Here is an 18,235-nt window from a genome sequence, read left to right on the forward strand (position 1 = left end):
CGTCACGGCGCTGTACTGGCTCCAGCTGGCTCAGGTCGCCACGGGCGATGCGCGCCGCCACAGACAGGGTCTGGCCCAAGGGTTGGGTGATCTGCTGGGTAATCAGCCAACCAGCCAGCACGCCCACCAGCAGCGCCAAAAGGGCCACACTGGTCAATAGCGAGCGCGCTGCCAGCGCCTCGCTGTCGCGTTGTTCGATCTTTTTGGCGCTCAACTCAAGGCTGGTCGCCCGCAGCTGGTTGCCCATCTGCTCCATTTCGTTTTGCAGCTGCTCCACCTGCAGGGCGGTACGCCGGTATTGGTCAAGGCTGGCGCGATACCTGGCCAGTTCCAGGCCTGGCTGCTCCATCACCGCGCGCGGCAGGCCCAGTGCAGCCAGGCCTTTGAGCAATTGGGCGAGGCTGGTGTCGGCGGCGGTCAGGGCAGCGTCGCCCACCTTGGCGAAATCCTCCAGCGGCGAAAAGGTATAGGCGGGTACCAGGCTCTGCTGGTTGGCGCCGTCGATGTGTCGGCTGAGGGTATCCATCAGGCCCAGCACACCACCTTGCTGACTGTCGGCGGGCATCTTCAGCAGCGCTTGGGTCTGCAGCTCGTCGATGGCGTCATTGAGCTTCTGTTCCTGCACCTGCATGGCCTCGCGCAAGGCACGCCGGTGCTCGACGCTGCGCTGCAAGGTGGTGAAGTTTTCGCGCAGGTGCTGCAGCATCTGCACCTTCTGGCTCAGCATCTGGCGCGACTCATCGACGCTGCTGCGTTGCTGCAGCAGGGTCAGCTTGGCTTCCAGTTGCTGAAGGGTGCTGGCGATCTGCGCCTTGCTGGTTTCGTCGGCGAGCACCCTGTAGGTGATGCGTTCGGCACGCAGGTCTTTGGCCAGGTCATTGATCTGGCCAATTTCACTGAGTTGCTCCGAGCGGGTGATGGCGCCGTCCAGGGCACGCCAGCCGCTCACGGTGGTGGCCAGGGTGAGCAGCAGGACCACGGCGAAGCCCAGGGCGAGCTTGGCGCCGACACTTATGTTGCCGAGTCTGCGGTTGAGGTAGCCGAACATGGCAAGTCTCCGTCCAGGTGAGAAGGGATGCCACGCCGGCCTTCTGCTGGCATGACACCCTGCCCATCGGCGGAGGAGGTGTAAGACTTGACCTGAGAATCGAGTAGGAAAATTCAGCCAAGAATGTATGAATCAGTACCCTACTCGTGTTTACAGGCGGAACCGCCCTACCAGGCCCTGCAAATGCGTGCCCAGCCGCGCCAACTCAACGCTAGAGCTGGCCGTCTCTTCGCTGGCTGCCGAGGTCTGGTCGGAGATATCCCGCACATTCATCACGCTGCGATTGATCTCCTCGGCTGTCGCACTCTGCTGCTCTGCCGCCGTGGCGATCTGCTGGTTCATCGCCTGGATCGACGACACCGTTCGGGTGATGGTCTCCAGTGAAGTGCCTGCACGGCGTGTCAGCTCGACGCTGCTATCGGTGAGCTGACGGCTGGCGTCCATTACGCTGGCCACACGCTGGGTACCGCTTTGCAAGCCGGCGATCAGTTCTTCGATCTCTTCGGTGGACTGCTGGGTGCGCTGGGCCAGGCTGCGCACTTCATCGGCGACCACGGCAAAGCCGCGCCCGGCCTCACCGGCCCGCGCGGCTTCGATAGCGGCGTTAAGGGCCAGCAGGTTGGTCTGCTGGGCCACCGATTTGATCACGTCGAGCACGCTGCCAATCTTGTCACTTTCAGCCTTGAGTACATTCATCGCTTCACTGGAGTTGATCACTTCGCTGGCCAAGCGCTCGATCTGGTTGACTGCCTCGGTGACCACGCGATCACCCTCACGGGCCTGCTGGTCAGCCATCAGTGCCGCCTCCGAGGCCTGCTCGGCATTGCGCGCCACTTCATGCACGGTGGCGGCCATTTCGTTCATGGCAGTCGCTACCTGGTCCGTCTCGATCTTCTGATTGTTGACTCCGGCGCTGGTCTGCTCGGTCACCGCCGACAGTTCCTCGGCAGCGCTGGCGATCTGCGTGACGCCGTCGCCTATGCCGCCGATCAGTTCGCGCAGGCCTTGGGTCATGCGCTGCATGCTGGCCTGCAACTGGCCCAGCTCGTCGCGGCGGGTCGCTGGCAGGTCCTGGCTCAGGTCACCATTGGCCACTCGCTCAGCGGCGGCGAGCGTCTGGCGCAGCGGGATGATGATCTGCCGGGTGATTGTCCAGGCGGCCAGTAGCCCAAGCAGCAGGGCCAGGCCAGTGGCAATCGCCAGCATGGTCTTGGCCTGGCGAGTCCCGGCATCACGCACGGCGGTTTGTGAGAGGGTCATCGCCTGGCTGGTATCCAGCAGCACTGAGCCTTGCTCAGCCATCACCTGCAGGGCCTGCTCACTGGCCGACTGTGCATTGCCGAACTGGTTGACAGCATCACGGTAAGCGGCGAGGGCGTCCGCGGAATCGTCCAGGCTGGCGGCGTATTCGGCCGGCAGCTTGGCCGGCAGTGCCTTGAGGTTGGCCATGGCCTGATCGATGGCTGCGAGTGCGGTCTGCTGGTAGTCGGCGTTGCCGCTGTAGGTGTAGCCGCGTACCTGGAAGCGTGCCTGCTGCACCAGTGCGCTGACCTCTACCGCGCTTTGGTATGGCGCGATATCGCCGCTTTGCAGCAAGCGTTGCTGAACCCGGCTGATCAGCTCGGCGGCCTTGTCGGCGCTGTCACCCAGCACACTGCGGCTGGCTTCGCGCCGTTGTGCGGCCTGCTTGAGGTCGGTGAAGGCCTGTTGATACTTGCGCACGGCGTCCTGTTGCTGCTGCAGGCGCTGGCGGTCGGCAGGGTGTTCGATCTGGCCGAGCATGAAGGTGATCTGGCGTTCCAGGCCTGCGAGGGCTTTTTCCAGTTCCCCGATCGCGGCGTCGTTTCGGTCGCGCTGGTAGTGCTGGCGTGCAATGCGCAGTTCCTGGGTGCCTTGGAGGATAAGCGAGATGTTACCCAGCTTGTCGCCTCGGGCGATGACGCTGTTCAAGCCCAGCCAGCCCGTCAAGGTGATCGCTAGGGTCAGTAACAATACCAGGCCGAAGCCCAGGCCCAGTTTGCGATTGACGCTCACATTCCCCAGCGAGTGGGATAACCATCGGTACATGTTCGACTCCCCGGTAACTCGGCAGCACAGTTTAATTGTTGTGTTGCCAAGGCCATCGGCTTGCGCCGGGGAAACTTGATGGGGGGAAAGTCTACTTGGCTCGTCAGAAAATTCGCGATAGGAGCGCCGTCACGGCCGTTTCTACCCGCAAAATCCGTTCGCCCAGTTGTACCGGGGCAAGGCCCGCCTTGCCCAGCAGTTCGACTTCATAGGGGATCCAGCCGCCTTCGGGGCCGATTGCCAGGGTTACCGGCCCTTCTACGGCGCGTGGGCAGGCCGGGTAAGGGCCAGGGTGGCCAACCAGGCCCAGGGTGCCGTCGGCGATGGCGGGTAAACGGTCTTCGACGAACGGCTTGAAACGTTTCTCCATGATGACTTCGGGCAGCACCGTGTCGCGGGCCTGTTCAAGGCCCAGCACCAGGTTCTCGCGGACAGTCTCCGGGTTGAGGAAGGGCGTTTGCCAGAAGCTCTTCTCGACCTTGTAGCTGTTGACCAGGATCAGCCGTGGCACACCCAGCGTGGCCACGGTCTGGAACAGCCGGCGCAGCATTTTGGGCCGTGGTACAGCCAGTACCAAGGTCAGTGGCAGCTTGGCAGGGGGCTGCTGGTCGAAGCCGACTTCGAGCTCGGCTTCGTGCGGTGCCAGGCGCACCACCGTGGCGCTGCCCATCAGGCCGTTGATGCGGCCCACGCGCAGGGTGTCACCCACCGCTACACGGTGAATGTCCTGCATGTGGGTAAAGCGCCGGTCGGCAAGGACGACGCGGTCGGGCGCGACGAAGTCGGCCTCTTCGAGGAGCAACAGGTTCACGGCTGGGTCGCTGGCGGCTGGTCGTTAGGGTCGTCTGCCGCTTCATCGCGGTCATGGCTGCGTTTACGGATCAAGCTGCCACACAGCACGCCGATCTCGAACAACAGCCACATGGGCACGGCGAGCAGGGTCTGGGAGAAGATGTCCGGCGGGGTCAGGATCATCCCTACCACGAAACAGCCGATGATCACGTAAGGGCGGACCTTCTTCAGGTATTGCACATCGACCACGCCGATCCATACCAGCAGCACCACCGCCACGGGGATCTCGAAGGCGACGCCGAAGGCGAAGAACAGGGTCATGACGAAATCCAGATAACTGGAGATGTCAGTCATCATCGACACGCCTTCCGGCGTGGCGCTGGCGAAAAAGCCGAAGATCAGCGGAAATACCAGGAAGTAGGCGAACGCCATGCCGGCGTAGAACAGGAAGATGCTCGAAACCAGCAGCGGGATGGCGATGCGCTTTTCATGACGATACAGCCCAGGTGCGATAAAACCCCAGATCTGTTGCAGGATGAACGGGATGGCCAGGAACAGCGAGACGATCATGGTCAGCTTGAACGGCGTCAGGAACGGCGAGGCCACATCGGTGGCAATCATCGTCGCATTGGCCGGCAGGTGCGCACGCAGTGGCGCGGAGACCAGGGTGTAGATCTGCTGGGCGAAAGAGAACAGGCCAGCAAAGATCAGGAAGATGGCGGCAACGCAGCGCAACAGACGCGTGCGCAGTTCGGTCAGGTGCGAGACCAGCGGCATGGGCTGGTCGTCTTGCGGATTTTCGCTCATGGGGCTCGCGGCGGTTGAGGCTGTTCGGGCTGTTCAGGCGTGCTTGTCGGCGCTGCAGGCGCAGGCGCAGCTTCGGGCGGCGTGGCAGTGTGCTCGGCGGCCGTCGCGGCCGGGGCCTGGGCAGGTGGCGTCTGCGGATTGAGAATGCGCTTGGCTTCCTGCTCCATCTGCAGGATGTGCTCGTTGTGCAACTGGCGGCGGATGTCGTCGGCGCCGATTTCGCGCTCGACTTCCATCTTGATCGCGTTGAAGCTGCGTTTCAGGCGGCCGATCCACAGCCCCGCCGTTCGCGCAGCACCCGGCAAGCGCTCAGGGCCCAGTACCAGCAGGGCGACCAGGCCGACGAGCAGCAGCTCACTGAAACTGATGCCGAACATGGCTCAGTCTTTCCGCTGCGGCTCTTGGACCGGCTGTGCCTGGCCCTCGATGGTGTGCCCCGCACCCTGGTTCTGCTGTGTGGTGGTCTGTACCGGTGGCACTGGCTGGGCGGGCGGCGGGGCCTGCTCGGCCGGCTTGGTCTCTTCTTCGTTCATGGCTTTGCGAAAGCCTTTGATCGACTCGCCCAGGTCGCTGCCGAAGTTCTTCAGCTTCTTGGTGCCGAACACCAGGACCACGACGACCAGCAGGACAATCCAGTGTTTCCAGTCAAAAATACCCATGGTGTTCTCCTAGAATGCGATTCAGTCAGGCCGAGGGCTGACGGGCGGCCTTTTCATCGTGCCCGGACAGGCCGAAACGGCGCTCCAGTTCATCGAGCACGGCTTGTGGATGCTGGCCCAGCGCGCTGAGCATGACCATGCTATGAAACCACAGGTCTGCGGTTTCATAGATGACATCACTGCAATCCTTGCTGATCGCGGCATCTTTTGCAGCAATGATGGTCTCGACGGACTCTTCGCCGAGCTTCTCGAGGATCTTGTTCAGGCCCTTGTGGTACAGGCTGGCCACATAGGAACTGTCGGGGGCCGCGTGTTTGCGCTCCTCGAGCACTTCGGCCAGGCGAGTGAGGGTGTCGCTCATGTCAGTGTCCTGCGCTGTAGATGGCATCCGGTTCTTTCAGGACCGGGTCGACGGTTTTCCACTGGCCGTCTTCGAAGACGCGATAGAAACAGCTTTCACGGCCGGTATGGCAGGCGATATGGCCCAGTTGCTCGACCATCAGGATGATCACGTCGGCATCGCAGTCCAGGCGCATTTCGTGCAATTTCTGCACATGGCCCGATTCTTCACCCTTGCGCCACAGCTTGCCACGGGAGCGCGACCAATAGATGGCGCGTTGCTCGGCGGCAGTCAGTGCCAGCGCTTCGCGGTTCATCCAGGCCATCATCAGCACGCGTCCGGTCTTGTGGTCCTGGGCGATCGCCGGTACCAGGCCATCGCTGTTCCACTTGATCTCGTCCAGCCAGTCTTTCATCGTCGACTCCAAAGCCGGGCCCGCTCCTGTACCGGGCCCTTTGCGCTAGTGTGCCAGCCAGCAGCGCGGCTGGCTATTGGCGCACGATCAGGTAAAGGCCTGCGGCAAGCATCAGCCAGGCGGGCCAAGCCGCCGGGGCGGCCAGGCTGGCGGCCTCGGCGGCACCCGCAGCCAGCACGGCACCGCCCCCTAGCAGGCCAGCACCCAGCAGGCGCAGCGCCCAGCGGTCGCCCGGACGACGTCGCTCGGGCAGCTGCGGGTCGTGCAGGTGTGGCTGCGACAGGCGTTCGAGCAGGTCGCGGGTCATGTTGGCCAGATGCGGTAATTGCTCGACCTGGCTGTGCAGGTTGCCCAGCATGGCTTTGGGGCTCATGCGGTCGCGCATCCAGCGCTCCAGGAAGGGTTTGGCGGTGCTCCACAGGTCAAGGTCGGGGTACAGCTGACGCCCCAGGCCTTCGATGTTGAGCAGGGTCTTCTGCAGCAGGACCAACTGCGGCTGGACTTCCATGTTGAAGCGCCGGGCGGTCTGGAACAGGCGCATCAGCACCTGGCCGAAGGAAATGTCCTTGAGCGGTTTTTCGAAGATCGGCTCGCACACGGTACGGATGGCCGCTTCGAACTCGTTGACCTTGGTGTTCGCCGGCACCCAGCCCGAATCGATGTGCAGTTCGGCGACGCGGCGGTAATCGCGCTTGAAGAAGGCGATCAGGTTGCGCGCCAGGTAGTCCTGATCCTCGGCCGTGAGGCTGCCGACGATACCGCAGTCGATGGCGATGTACTGCGGGCTCCACGGTTTGACCGTGCTGACGAAGATGTTGCCCGGGTGCATGTCGGCGTGGAAGAAGCTGTCACGGAACACCTGGGTGAAGAATACCTCCACGCCCCGTTCGGCCAGCAGCTTCATGTCGGTGCGCTGGTCAGCCAGGGTCGCCATGTCGGTGACCGGCACCCCGTAGATGCGCTCCATCACCAGTACCTTGGGGCGGCACAGGTCCCAGTAGACCTGGGGCACGTACATCAGCTGCGAACCTTCGAAGTTGCGCCGCAGCTGGCTGGCATTGGCTGCTTCGCGCAGCAGGTCGAGTTCGTCGTAGATGGTTTTCTCGTAGTCGCCGACGATTTCCACCGGGTGCAGGCGGCGGGCGTCGGCCGAGGCCCGTTCAGCGCCTTTGGCGATCAGGAACAACCAGGCCAGGTCCTGGGCAATCACGGGCTTGAGGCCCGGGCGCACGACCTTGACCACCACTTCCTCGCCGCTTTTCAGGCGCGCGGCATGCACCTGGGCGACCGATGCCGATGCCAGCGGCTCGACGTCGAAGCGGCTGAACACCTCGCTGACCTTGGCACCGAGCTGTGCCTCGATCAGCGCCACGGCCTTTTGCGGGTCGAACGGTGGTACGCGGTCCTGCAAGAGCATCAGCTCGTCGGCGACGTCGGTGGGCAGCAGGTCGCGCCGGGTAGACAGCAACTGGCCGAACTTGATGAAGATCGGCCCCAGGTCCTGCAGCGCCAGGCGCAGGCGCGCGCCGCGGCTGAGTGCCGACGGTTTGCGCGGCAGCCAGCGCCACGGCATCAGCAGGCGCAGGCTGCGCAGCCACCAGGGCAGGGGCAGGTCGAACAACAGGTCATCGAGACGGTAGCGGATCACCACGCGCTGGATGCGGAAAAGACGGCGGACGGCGAGCAGCTTCATGCGTTATCGCTGGTATCAAGGGATCGGGAGAGGCGCTGCAGGCGCGCCTCGAGGCGTTCTATATCGACCTTCAGGGTATCGAGCTCACTGAAAGCAGCTTCGGCTTCGCGCTTGCCAACCAGTGTGCGCGACTCTTCGGCCAGGTACTCGGACAGATTCTGGCTGAATCGTGCCAGGCCCTGGCGGGTCCAGCGTGCGCGCAAGCGCACATGGCCGGCCAGCAGCGAAGTGGCGACGGGGCCTAGCCAGCGTTGCAGCTCGTGCTCCCAGTCCAGCTCCAGGTCCTGCAGCACACCGAACAGGTCGAGCAGCGCGACACTGTCGCCATGCAGTTCGACCTGCGGGCTGTGCAGTACGGCGCTCTTGTCCTTGGCCGCGGCCAGTTGCAGCAGGCTGCCGGCCGGGGCGCGCAGGCTGCAGTCGACCTCGCCCTGCCATTGCCCGGCGAGCATCAAGCCCTCTTCATCGGGCAGGATGAATACCTGCAGGGCCGGCTGGCGGCAGTCGATTTCGATGACCTTGCCCTCCAGCGCGGCCAGCCGCGGCAGGGCCGTGCTGTCCATGCGCAGGACGCGGTTCAGGCCATGTTCGACGCTGGCGAGCAGCCCTGCCAGCAACATCAGGGCTTGATTCCCCGGTGCACGGCGACGATACCGCTGGTCATGTCGTGGTAGGTGACGCGATCGAAACCGGCATCGATCATCATGGCCTTGAGGGTTTCCTGGTCGGGGTGCATGCGGATCGACTCGGCCAGGTAACGGTAGCTTTCCGAGTCATTGGTGATCAGCTTGCCGGCCAGGGGCATGAACGCGAACGAGTAGGCGTCGTAGGCCTTGGACATCAGCTTGTTGGTCGGCTTGGAGAACTCCAGCACCAGCAGGCGCCCGCCCGGTTTGAGCACACGCAGCATCGAGCGGATGGCTTCGTCCTTGTGGGTGACGTTGCGCAGGCCGAAGGCGATGGTGACGCAGTCGAAGTGGTTATCCGGGAACGGCAGTTTTTCCGCGTCGGCCTGGACGAACTCGATGTTGCCGGCCACGCCACGGTCGAGCAGGCGGTCGCGGCCGACCTTGAGCATCGATTCGTTGATGTCTGCGAGCACCACCTGCCCGGTGGGGCCGACGAGGCGCGAGAACTTGGCGGCCAGGTCGCCGGTACCACCGGCGATGTCCAGTACCCGGTTGCCGCTGCGCACGCCCGACAGCTCGATGGTGAAGCGCTTCCACAGGCGGTGCATGCCGCCGGAGAGCACGTCGTTCATCAGGTCGTACTTGGCGGCCACCGAGTGGAACACCTCGGCGACTTTTTTCGCCTTCTGGCTCTCGGGAACATCCTGATAGCCGAAATGAGTGGTGGGTTCGGCGTGTTCGCCTTTGCGCTGGTCGTTCATATCGCTTCACCGAAAAAAATTACCGCCATTCTAGGGCGAACGGGCGGATTTGTCTTGGCGGGGTGTGCCATGCGGCAGGGGCGGGCATAATGCCAATTATGTCTTCATATCCAGGATCCCCCGCATGACCCAGATCAGCGTCGAACGCAAACACTCCCTCGGCCGCGACGCCGCCCGTGCCAAAGCAGAGGCGCTGGTGGACAAACTGAGCCGTGAATATGACCTCAAGGCTACCTGGAACGGTGATCGCGTCGATGTAGCGCGCAGTGGCGCCAATGGCAGCGTGCACATCGGTGATGACAGCATCCGGGTCGAGCTCAAACTGGGCATGATGCTGTCGATGATGAGCGGCACCATCAAGGGCGAGATCGAACGGGCATTGGACAAAGCGTTGGCCTGAGTGGAACGGGCCGACGCATGTCGGCCCATTGCAGGATCAATCGGGGGGGAACGGTATGATATCTGCCACCTCTTCGAGCTTCAGATCGCCGCGGTAGATCTTGATCCGTTCGGCATTCGTGGCGTTCTTCAGCTTCTCTTCTCGCTCCAGGCTCCTGGGCTCCCAGAACTTCAAGTGTCCCTTGACGAAGCGGCGGGCGCTGGCTTGCGTGCTGCGGTAATGAAAATGCGCTTCCCAGAGCACCGCTGTGGGGGCGTGCGTGTCGCGCACCTCATACACATCCAGGTAATCATCAGGCCGGCGCGTGGGTTTTCGTACCACGGTTGGGGTGATCTGCAGGCGTTGTTGTTCATGCAGGTAACGCAATGCAGTGCCATCGGGGTGTTGCGTGGTGAGGTAAGACTGCGTAAGCAGGCGTTTTTTCTCCGCCCGCACGTGTGCGGCTGCGGCACGCAGTTCTTGGGTCAAGGCCAGCGACCGAGGCGTGTCCTCGATGGCCTGGAGTTTATGGGTGATTTCGAGAAGGTCTTCGATGTGCCAGTCCATCAAATCTGACAGGGCATTCGGTTCGTTGAGGTGACGTGCGGCTTTTGCTATGCGCACGTCACGGTTGGCGAGCAGGCTGGTCGCGCGTTGGCGCAGTTCGGCTGTGTCGAGCGTTACCGGCGGTTCCGGCGGGGCCAGCTCGAACCACTCGCCGTCCCGCTGTTCGAAATTGCTGACCGGTTGCTGGGTGACGGGGTCATGCTGAACCGCGCGGTTGCTGTCCTGTGATCGATCAACCAATAGCCGGCGGCCTTGGGCGGTCTTGATGACCGTACTTCTGCGAGGATGCACGCGGTGCATCACAGGTGCTGGGGCGGGGCTTGCGCCGCTGTCCACGTTGACCAGGGCATTGGCAAGCTGCGTTTCGGTGATGCGCACCAGCACAGACAATTCTTCGATGTACGCTTTGAGCATGCTCTGGTCGAGGGCCGGGTGATCGAAGGCCTGCAGGTACTGAGCCTTGCCAAGGGTGGTTTGATATTCGCGCAACGCGTCGCCGAGCAATCCTGCCTGCTCTTCCTGGGACAGGTTGGCCGTCGCTATGCCGTCCTGTGTCCAGATGGTTTGTGCGAACTCTCGGCTGTCCAGCGTTTGCTGCAGCGGCAACAGATCGACGGCCGCCTGCTCGGTCAGGCGCGTCTTGTCCAGTAGCAGGTACGCCATGTCACTGAGCTTCTGCGCGCGAATGATCAGCGTAGAGTAGGGGCGCAGGCCTATGGCGTTCTCGATCTTGGCTTTCTTGTCCTTGTTCTGAAACACGATCAGCGGGTCGTCGAGCATCTGAGGCAAGAGCGTGTCCAGCCGTTCACTCACCGTGAGAAGGCGGCTGATGTTGTCCAGCGTGTCCCGTATCGCCTGGCGGAACGTAACGTGTTGCTGGACCTGCTCATCGGTAGCAGGCCGTTTTTTCAGGCCGACGGACTTTTGCTGAACGCTCTCGTGATCCGATTGCTCCAACAGCCGGCGGAGCAGGAGGATGTCGTTTTCGATCAGCGTTTCGGACAGCACCCCCAGGCTGCGTCGGGCGGACCCTAGCGGGTCTAATCTGGCGAACTTAGGCTCCATCAACTGACGCAGGAGAGAGGCATTGCGCTGCAGCAGCGATGACTGTTTTTCCAGGCAGAGCGATATTGTCCGAATCTGCGGCAGAAGCACGATGCGCTGGGCAGTCAGATCCCGGCTCTGTTGGCTGAGCGCCTCGTCCATGGCTGCCGGGCCGCCCACCCTGGCCAAAGCCTGCCCGAAGGCATTCGCCTTGGCATCGTACTCGGCCATCAATTGCTGGTTCGCTTCCAGCAGCGGTTTAAGCTTTTTCAGTGCGGTGTGATTGGCCGACACGGCTTGGTTCAAACTGTCGAACTGCTGCTGGTTCTGCGCGATGATCTGCTGCCTGCTCCTCGGCATGCCCCCTGCCAGGGTGAGGTCCAGGACCCAGGTGTCGTTCCAGCGTGTCAGCCATGGGCCGTAACTGCGTTGACGGCCAACGATATGGTAGCCGTCCGGGTTGCCACCCCAGCGGGTTTGCCATTCATCCGCGCTTTGCGGCGGGCCGATGATGCGCAAGCCTGTTTCGCTTTCCAGCACCTCATAGGCGGCGCCATGCAATTTTACGTAGTAGCGGCCATCGATGGCATACAACCCGCGTAGCCGGCCCTGGCGTTGCGCCGTACGCCCCTCCAGTGAAATGGTGGCCTGCAGCTGGCCCAGTGCTTGCCGTGCAGGCGCTGGCAGGTTGCTCAGGCGTTGGTTGTCGCTCCAGTTCAGCAGGGTGACGTGGGTTTGGGTCGGTATCGGCGATCGCCATTCACCTTCGTTGGGTGCCTTGAGCAAGACGGTGGTAGGTGCCGGCCGGGTTTCCAGGCCCTCCAACCGTGGTAGCGGGCCTTGCAGCCGGGCCTGAGGTTGCTCAGGCGTGACGCCGCCCACCTCATGAATCAGCAGCATGGCGACACTGGCCAGCAAGTCAGTGACTGCCAGGGCCTGCTCTTGGGGTGTGCCTTCAGTGAGTGCGGACAGATCGTCGCTCATCTGTGTCACCGCAGCCACCACCCAGGCCACGACCGCAACCGGGCCCCGCAGCAGCGGCGTGGTGGCGTTGAACAGCATCCAGCCGAGCTGCCTGGCTAGCGCCCAGCGCTGTTGTGAGTTCGAGACTGTCTGGCGCGAGGCAAGCAGTAACAGCGCCTTGACTCTGGCTTCATGCAGCGCAATGTCCAGGTCGCCCTGCCAGGGTTCATCGGCAAGGGTCACCGGGGCACGCAGGGCCTCCAGCGCAGCGTCTGTCCACGCGGTGTCACCGCCCAGCCAACGCGCCAGCTTCGACATGCGCGGGTGCAGGTGAGGGCGGAGGAAGCCGCCGTTCTGGTAAATGGGCCGGTTTTCATCGTCTATCCAGTCAAGCACGTCTTGCTGCAGTTGCTGATTGGTCTGGATCTGCGCCATCAGGGCATCCAGGCTGGCTTGTTCGATCAAGGGTTGGTCGGCAAAAAATGGGCGGTAGAGCAGATAGCTGGCGCTGGCCCGGACATGTAGCAGGAACATGCCGTGCACCGTGTCGCCTTCGCAGCCTGCGAGCGGTTTGAGCGTCAGCGCCGAGAAGGTCAACGGCTGCGATGACCGCACGTTACCCAGGCAGAATTCGACCACCGCCTGGCAGGCAACCTCGCCAATCTGGCCGTCAATCTTCGCCTTGAGGGCCGAGAACGCCAGATTTCCACGCCATTCACTGGCAAAGCGCTGGACTTGTTCGGGCTCATGCTCGAATGCCCGCAACTGGGCGGCCACGTACAGGGGGTACTGGCCACCGATGTCCACGTCTGCGATCAATGCCTGGATGTAGTCGAGTGTCATCCAGGCCGGGTCCGGCTTGCGCCCCTGGTAGGTCAGGCCGGAGGCCACTTCGTTCATCTCGGTGTGCAGGCGTGCTACCGCCATTTCGGTAAGGGACATGCTCTTGAGGTAGGACAACTCGGCGGGCCCTGTCGAAGACAGCGGCACCACGACGGAGATCTCTATCATCAGCACATCAGGGTCGAGCGGTGCCTGGCCTGGGTGGGCGGCCTGCATTTGCTCGCGCAGGCGCCGCCTGGCATAAGCGTCCAACGACTCGATATCGTCCAGCGAGCCTTTGCTCGCCGCCTGCGCCTGGCGTGCGCAAAGCCGCAGTAACGCAGCGCTGTAACGCAGGCGGTCACCGGCAGTTGCCGACACCAGCCAGGCCGGTAGGGCGATGCCCGGTTGGCCATCATTCACCAGCGGTTGGCCAGAAATGCCGACGCTGGGGTCTGTCATGGCATTGAGCGTGTGTTCCAGCGCCTCGACGGTGCTGAGTGACGCGATATTCAGGCGGCCGAGGCGCTCAAGCACACCATTGAGCATGGCGGTGGCCTGGTATTCGAAGGGGTCGCCGACCACTGGGCGCTGTGCCCAGCTGAAGGCGTCGAAGTGATACCCGTGCGCCAGCTCGTCGCGCAGGGCGCTCGCGAAGGTGGCGGTGTCGCCGTAGCTGCGGACTGTGCCGCAAGGGCTGCACCACAGCACCTGACCCGGCTCGATGAGCAAAAGGTCGGCCAGGATGAACGATTGGATGTTGCCCGATGTGCTCAGTGCTATCTGCAGGCCGCTGACGGCTGGGGCTTCGACCCCTTCCAACAGGCGATAGAGCCTCTCTCTGGCGGTTTCATTCAGGCCTTGGCGTTCCACCCCGTTCAGCAGCGATGCTTTCAGCGTATGTGCCAGCCAGCGCAAGTTAGACACTTCGGCATTACCATCGCAGCCCGCCCAGAAGCTGATCTGCGCTTGCTGGAAAGCATCGCCGAGGGCGGGCAGCAGCGTGTCGAAGCCGTCGTTGAGTATTGCCATATCCAGCGCGATGCTGGGTTGCCTGCTGGGATCGGCGCCTTGCTCCTGGGGGTAAAAGGGCTCCGGTGGGGCGAGGCTGAGCTGATCCTCTGCGCTCAGCGCCTTGGGTTGGCCGCTCAGGTAGTGCTCCAGCAGCAACTGCACCAGTGGCTGTTGCGGCGGCTTGGACGGTTCTGCGTGGAGTACGGTGAAACGGTCGAGACCTTGAAGGTTCGGGTAGTTGCGAACGATCCAGGGGTAGCGGTCGGCGAGCACGCTGAAGCCTTCTTTAGCCAGCAGTTGCCGTAGCGTGGGGCGTGTGGCGAAGCGGGTGGCCACCAGCTGCCGATAGGTGGTGGTCGAGGAGGAAACCGCCATGTGCGTCGAGCTCCGGTTAGCAAGTGAGCGCGAACAATAGAAGTCGTGAGGGAGGCTGGTGGGGTAAATAGGTCATGAAGCGCGTTCTTAGGGTGTGGTTTCTAATTTTGTTCCCTACCTTAGGCATCAGCCCAGCTTCCATGGGCGCATCCTCCTCCACTGACGAATATGAGGCACAGAACATGGCCAAAGTGACTGTGAAGAAAAAGGAAGACGCCCTGGGCACGCTGGGCGAAGTGCGCGGCTACGCACGCAAGATCTGGCTGGCGGGCATTGGCGCTTACGCCCGTGTCGGGCAAGAGGGTTCCGACTACCTCAATGAGCTGGTCAAGGCCGGCGAAGGCGTTGAAAAACGTGGCCGCAAGCGCATCGACAAAGAGCTCGACGCCGCCAACCACCAGCTTGACGAAGCCTCCCATGAGGTAAGCCGCGTACGTGGCAAGGTCGAAGTTCAACTGGACAAGATCGAAAAGGCTTTCGACGCACGGGTTGGTCGCGCCTTGAATCGCCTCGGCATTCCGTCTAAACATGACGTTGAGGCGTTGTCCATCAAGCTTGAACAGCTGCATGAGCTGCTCGAGCGTGTCGCGCACAAACCATAAGGAGAGCAGGATGGCTGGCAAGAAGAATTCCGATAAAGAAGGCAGCTCCTGGGTCGGCGGGATAGAGAAGTACTCCCGCAAGATCTGGCTGGCAGGGCTGGGTATCTACTCGAAGATCGACCAGGACGGCCCGAAGCTGTTCGACTCGCTGGTCAAAGATGGCGAGAAGGCCGAGAAGCAAGCGAAGAAGACGGCTGAGGATGTGGCGGAAAACGCCAAGTCTTCGACCACTTCACGTGTGTCCGGCGTGAAGGACCGTGCGCTGGGCAAGTGGAGCGAGCTCGAAGAGGCCTTCGACAAGCGCCTGAACAGCGCCATCTCGCGCCTGGGTGTACCAAGCCGCAACGAAATCAAGGCGCTGCACCAGCAGGTCGACACCCTGACCAAGCAGATCGAGAAGCTTACCGGTGCTTCGGTCACGCCGATCTCGTCGCGCGCCGCGGCCAAGCCTGCCGCCAGCAAGACAGCGGCCAAACCGCTGGCCAAGGCGGCGAAATCTGCTGCGAAAACGGCGGCGGCCAAGCCGGCAGCCAAAGCTGCTGCGAGCAAACCTGCTGCCAAGACTGCTGCGGCGAAACCTGCAGCGAAACCGGCGGCCAAGCCTGCAGCGGCCAAACCCACCGCGGCGAAAAAACCTGCGGTGAAAAAGGCTCCAGCCAAACCCGCTGCCGCCAAAGCGGCACCGGCAGCCAGCAACGCACCGGCCGCTACTGCGGCGCCAAGCGCAGCGCCCGCCAGCAGCGCGCCGTCGGCACCGGGGAATTCGGCCTCTCAGGCCTGATACCGCGTCGGCCCTTCGCCGATGAGCCCGCGCCCACACCTACACGCTGCCTTGAAGGCAGCGCTGGCCAGGTGGAGGCGGGCCCATCGGCGAAGAAGGCATTGCCAAACCGGTAGGCTCACCCCTCCAGATACCGCTGCGCCAATTGCTCGGCCGCCCCCCGTGCCTGCGCCTGCAGATGCGGCGTCACCAGCATCATCACCTGATAAACCACGACCCCCACATCCCCCTCGCGCCCCAGGACCCGCTGGTAATCCAGCGAGAACATCAGCGTCAGGGTGATCTGTTCCACCAGTTGCCCCAATGCCTGCGTTTCACTGACCACCTGCCCCTGGCCCTTGAGGCTGGCCAGCAACGCCGCCAGCGTGCGCTTGAGCGCATTGATCAGGCTGCGCATGCCACGCGCCAGTTTCGGCAGGCGCCCGGTGAGGTTCGACAGGTCCTGGAACAGAAAACGGTACTGGGCCATGCGTTCGACGATCAGGTGCAGGAACAGCCAATAGTCCTCGGCGTCCAGGCGCACGTCCAGCGGCGGGTCAAGCAAGGGCATCAGCCCCTCCTCGAAGCGCTCGAACAGGCCGAGCACCAGTGGCTCCTTGCCGTGGAAGTGGTAGTACAGGTTGCCGGGGCTGATGCCCATCTCATTGGCAATCTCAAGGGTGGAAACATTGGGCTCGCCTTGCTGGTTGAACAGCTGCAGGGCGCATTCGAGGATTCGGTCGCGTGTCTTCATCCAGTCACTGCGCTCATCGGGTCAGGACATAGGTGCCTGGCGCGGGGCCCAGGGGTGGATACGTTGCGTTGCCCAGTTCCCGCCGCGGTGCCTTCAGCGGGCCGGAGCGTGGTGTGATCCACGCCAGCCACAACGGCCACCAACTGCCGTCGCTGCGTTGCGCATCATGGAACCAGGCGCGTGGGTCGCTGGGCAGCCTGGGGTTGTCCAGGTAGTACGCCTTGGGGTTGCCAGGCGGGTTGATGATGCTCTGGATATGCCCGCTGTTGGACAGCACGAAGCGCCGGTTCCCGCCCAGCAGCAGGGCGGAACGGTACACAGCATCCCACGGGGTGATGTGGTCGTTGCTGCCGGCCACGGTGAAACTGTCGAGGTCGACCTGGGTGAGGTCGACAGGTGTGCCACACACGTTCAGCCCAGTGGGGTGGGTCAGCGGGTTGAGCTTGAAGAAATCCAGCAGGTCACCGTGCAGGGCGGCGGGCAGGCGCGTGCTGTCGGCGTTCCAATAGAGGATGTCGAAGGCAGGTGGCGTCTTGCCCAGCAGGTAGTTGTTGACCCAGTAGTTCCAGATCAGGTCGTTGGGCCGCATCCAGGCGAAGATGCGCGCGACTTCGCCGCCGTCCAGTACCCCGCGCTGGTAGGACCGGCGTTTGGCCGATTCGATGGTCTGCTCATCAGCGAACAGGCTGGCGGGGCTGTCGAACGTGCTGTCGAGCAGGCTGACCAGGTACGTGGCGCTGCGCACTCGGCGCAGTTGGTGCTTGGCCTGCAGGTGGCCCTGCAGCGCGGCCATGGTCAGGCCACCAGCGCAGGCCCCCATCAGGTGGGGGTCGCGGCTGCCACTGATGCTGCGGCAGGCGTTGAGAGCCTCTTCCAGGGCCTGGACATAGCTGGACAAGCCCCATTCGCGGTGGCGTGGGTCGGGGTTGCGCCAACTGACCATGAACACCTGCAAGCCATGCTTGAGCATGTACTGGACGAAGCTGTTGGCCGGTTGCAGGTCGAAGATGTAGTACTTGTTGATCTGGGGTGGCACCACCAGCACGGGCCGGGCGTGCTGTTTCTCGCTCATGGGGCTGTACTGGATCAGCTCCAGCAGTTCATTGCGAAACACCACGGCGCCCGGCGTCGTCGCCAGGTTGCCGCCGACTTCGAAGGCGCGCTCGTCCACCTGGCGCGGCAGGCCGTCGTTATGGCGCAGGTCGTCGAGCAGTTGGGCCGCACCGCGCACCAGGCTTTGCCCGCCTGTGTTGAACAGCTCCTTGACCGCCAGGGGGTTGAGCAGTGAGTTGCTCGGCGCCAGGGCGTCGTTGATCAGGTTGAACAGGAAATGCGCACGGGCACGGTCATCGTCATCCAGGTGGCTTTCCTCGATCCACAGGCGGGTCTGCTTTTGCCAGGCCAGGTAGGCCTGCAGGCCGCGGCGGTAGAACGGGTTCTGGCTCCAGGTGGGGTCGGCGAAGCGGCTGTCACGCGGGTTGGGCTGGTAGGGGGTATCACCCAGCATCACGCGCCCCAGCTCGCCACTGAGGGCCAGCAGGTGGCGGGCTGTGTGCAGTGGGTTGCGCAGGCCGTGGCGGCCCACGTTGCGCAACGTGGAAATCAAGTCGCGTCCGCGCAGGCCAAGCATGGCGTTCTGCGCGTTCATGCGGGTGGCGGGGACCGTTGTCGTTCCTTTGCCTGGTTTGTCTTTCATGGCAACACTCCCTCGTCAGGCCATGGTCTGGTCAGCACAGCAACAGGC

At 63.1% G+C, this 18,235-nt stretch carries 16 protein-coding genes and 2 pseudogenes; 3 read left to right on the top strand and 15 right to left on the bottom strand.

What is annotated here, in order from left to right; genetic code table 11:
• Positions 1-7 precede the first annotated feature (7 nt).
• From L6D80_RS30250 to ubiE, 12 genes and pseudogenes are all read right to left on the bottom strand, one after another.
• A pseudogene (locus L6D80_RS30250) lies at positions 8-1,048 on the bottom strand (methyl-accepting chemotaxis protein); the annotation flags it as partial.
• A gap of 150 nt (positions 1,049-1,198) precedes the next feature.
• Entirely contained in the window at positions 1,199-2,071 is an 873-nt protein-coding gene (locus L6D80_RS30515) for a methyl-accepting chemotaxis protein (protein WP_409456846.1), read from the bottom strand.
• A pseudogene (locus tag L6D80_RS30520) lies at positions 2,054-3,115 on the bottom strand (methyl-accepting chemotaxis protein); the annotation flags it as partial. The gene L6D80_RS30515 and the pseudogene L6D80_RS30520, both read right to left, overlap by 18 nt.
• A gap of 103 nt (positions 3,116-3,218) precedes the next feature.
• The gene (locus L6D80_RS08240) at positions 3,219-3,926 is read right to left on the bottom strand and encodes a 16S rRNA (uracil(1498)-N(3))-methyltransferase (RefSeq protein ID WP_054900345.1); all 708 of its coding nucleotides are present in this window, start codon (positions 3,924-3,926) and stop codon (positions 3,219-3,221) included.
• Positions 3,923-4,714, bottom strand: coding sequence for a twin-arginine translocase subunit TatC (gene tatC, locus L6D80_RS08245; protein ID WP_054900344.1), 792 nt, complete (start codon positions 4,712-4,714; stop codon positions 3,923-3,925). Before tatC ends, L6D80_RS08240 begins: the two co-directional genes overlap by 4 nt.
• Positions 4,711-5,091 carry a Sec-independent protein translocase protein TatB gene (gene tatB, locus L6D80_RS08250; RefSeq protein WP_176512574.1) on the bottom strand — a complete coding sequence of 127 codons (381 nt, stop codon included), beginning with the start codon at positions 5,089-5,091 and terminating at the stop codon, positions 4,711-4,713. The genes tatC and tatB overlap by 4 nt, the downstream gene beginning before the upstream one ends.
• Positions 5,092-5,094: 3 nt before the next feature.
• On the bottom strand, positions 5,095-5,373 hold the full coding sequence (locus L6D80_RS08255) for a twin-arginine translocase TatA/TatE family subunit (protein ID WP_054900342.1): 279 nt from the start codon (positions 5,371-5,373) through the stop codon (positions 5,095-5,097).
• A gap of 25 nt (positions 5,374-5,398) precedes the next feature.
• Positions 5,399-5,734, bottom strand: a complete 336-nt coding sequence (locus L6D80_RS08260; protein WP_054900341.1) for a phosphoribosyl-ATP diphosphatase — start codon at positions 5,732-5,734, stop codon at positions 5,399-5,401.
• Between the two features lies 1 nt (position 5,735).
• On the bottom strand, positions 5,736-6,128 hold the full coding sequence (gene hisI / locus L6D80_RS08265) for a phosphoribosyl-AMP cyclohydrolase (RefSeq protein WP_054900340.1): 393 nt from the start codon (positions 6,126-6,128) through the stop codon (positions 5,736-5,738).
• A gap of 73 nt (positions 6,129-6,201) precedes the next feature.
• On the bottom strand, positions 6,202-7,821 hold the full coding sequence (gene ubiB, locus L6D80_RS08270; protein ID WP_176512573.1) for a ubiquinone biosynthesis regulatory protein kinase UbiB: 1,620 nt from the start codon (positions 7,819-7,821) through the stop codon (positions 6,202-6,204).
• On the bottom strand, positions 7,818-8,441 hold the full coding sequence (locus L6D80_RS08275; RefSeq protein ID WP_176512572.1) for a ubiquinone biosynthesis accessory factor UbiJ: 624 nt from the start codon (positions 8,439-8,441) through the stop codon (positions 7,818-7,820). The genes ubiB and L6D80_RS08275 overlap by 4 nt, the downstream gene beginning before the upstream one ends.
• Positions 8,441-9,211 carry a bifunctional demethylmenaquinone methyltransferase/2-methoxy-6-polyprenyl-1,4-benzoquinol methylase UbiE gene (ubiE, locus tag L6D80_RS08280; protein ID WP_176512571.1) on the bottom strand — a complete coding sequence of 257 codons (771 nt, stop codon included), beginning with the start codon at positions 9,209-9,211 and terminating at the stop codon, positions 8,441-8,443. Before ubiE ends, L6D80_RS08275 begins: the two co-directional genes overlap by 1 nt.
• 124 nt (positions 9,212-9,335) lie before the next feature.
• Here ubiE and L6D80_RS08285 point away from each other — a divergent pair, with 124 nt between their 5' ends.
• Positions 9,336-9,611 carry a polyhydroxyalkanoic acid system family protein gene (locus tag L6D80_RS08285; protein WP_003249289.1) on the top strand — a complete coding sequence of 92 codons (276 nt, stop codon included), beginning with the start codon at positions 9,336-9,338 and terminating at the stop codon, positions 9,609-9,611.
• A 36-nt stretch (positions 9,612-9,647) separates the two neighbouring features.
• On the opposite strand, the gene L6D80_RS08290 is transcribed toward L6D80_RS08285, so the two are convergent.
• Positions 9,648-14,375, bottom strand: coding sequence for a DUF6543 domain-containing protein (locus L6D80_RS08290; protein WP_176512570.1), 4,728 nt, complete (start codon positions 14,373-14,375; stop codon positions 9,648-9,650).
• Between the two features lie 182 nt (positions 14,376-14,557).
• Here L6D80_RS08290 and L6D80_RS08295 point away from each other — a divergent pair, with 182 nt between their 5' ends.
• Complete coding sequence (locus tag L6D80_RS08295; protein WP_054900335.1) at positions 14,558-14,977, top strand: phasin family protein; 420 nt, start codon at positions 14,558-14,560, stop codon at positions 14,975-14,977.
• A gap of 10 nt (positions 14,978-14,987) precedes the next feature.
• On the top strand, positions 14,988-15,758 hold the full coding sequence (locus L6D80_RS08300; RefSeq protein WP_176512569.1) for a phasin family protein: 771 nt from the start codon (positions 14,988-14,990) through the stop codon (positions 15,756-15,758).
• 118 nt (positions 15,759-15,876) lie between these two features.
• On the opposite strand, the gene L6D80_RS08305 is transcribed toward L6D80_RS08300, so the two are convergent.
• Together L6D80_RS08305 and phaC are read right to left on the bottom strand one after the other, a co-directional pair.
• Complete coding sequence (locus L6D80_RS08305) at positions 15,877-16,491, bottom strand: TetR/AcrR family transcriptional regulator (protein ID WP_054900333.1); 615 nt, start codon at positions 16,489-16,491, stop codon at positions 15,877-15,879.
• A 13-nt stretch (positions 16,492-16,504) separates the two neighbouring features.
• Entirely contained in the window at positions 16,505-18,187 is a 1,683-nt protein-coding gene (gene phaC / locus L6D80_RS08310; RefSeq protein WP_176512568.1) for a class II poly(R)-hydroxyalkanoic acid synthase, read from the bottom strand.
• Positions 18,188-18,235 lie beyond the last annotated feature (48 nt).

Source organism: Pseudomonas ceruminis, assembly GCF_021602025.1.
Lineage (GTDB): Bacteria > Pseudomonadota > Gammaproteobacteria > Pseudomonadales > Pseudomonadaceae > Aquipseudomonas > Aquipseudomonas ceruminis.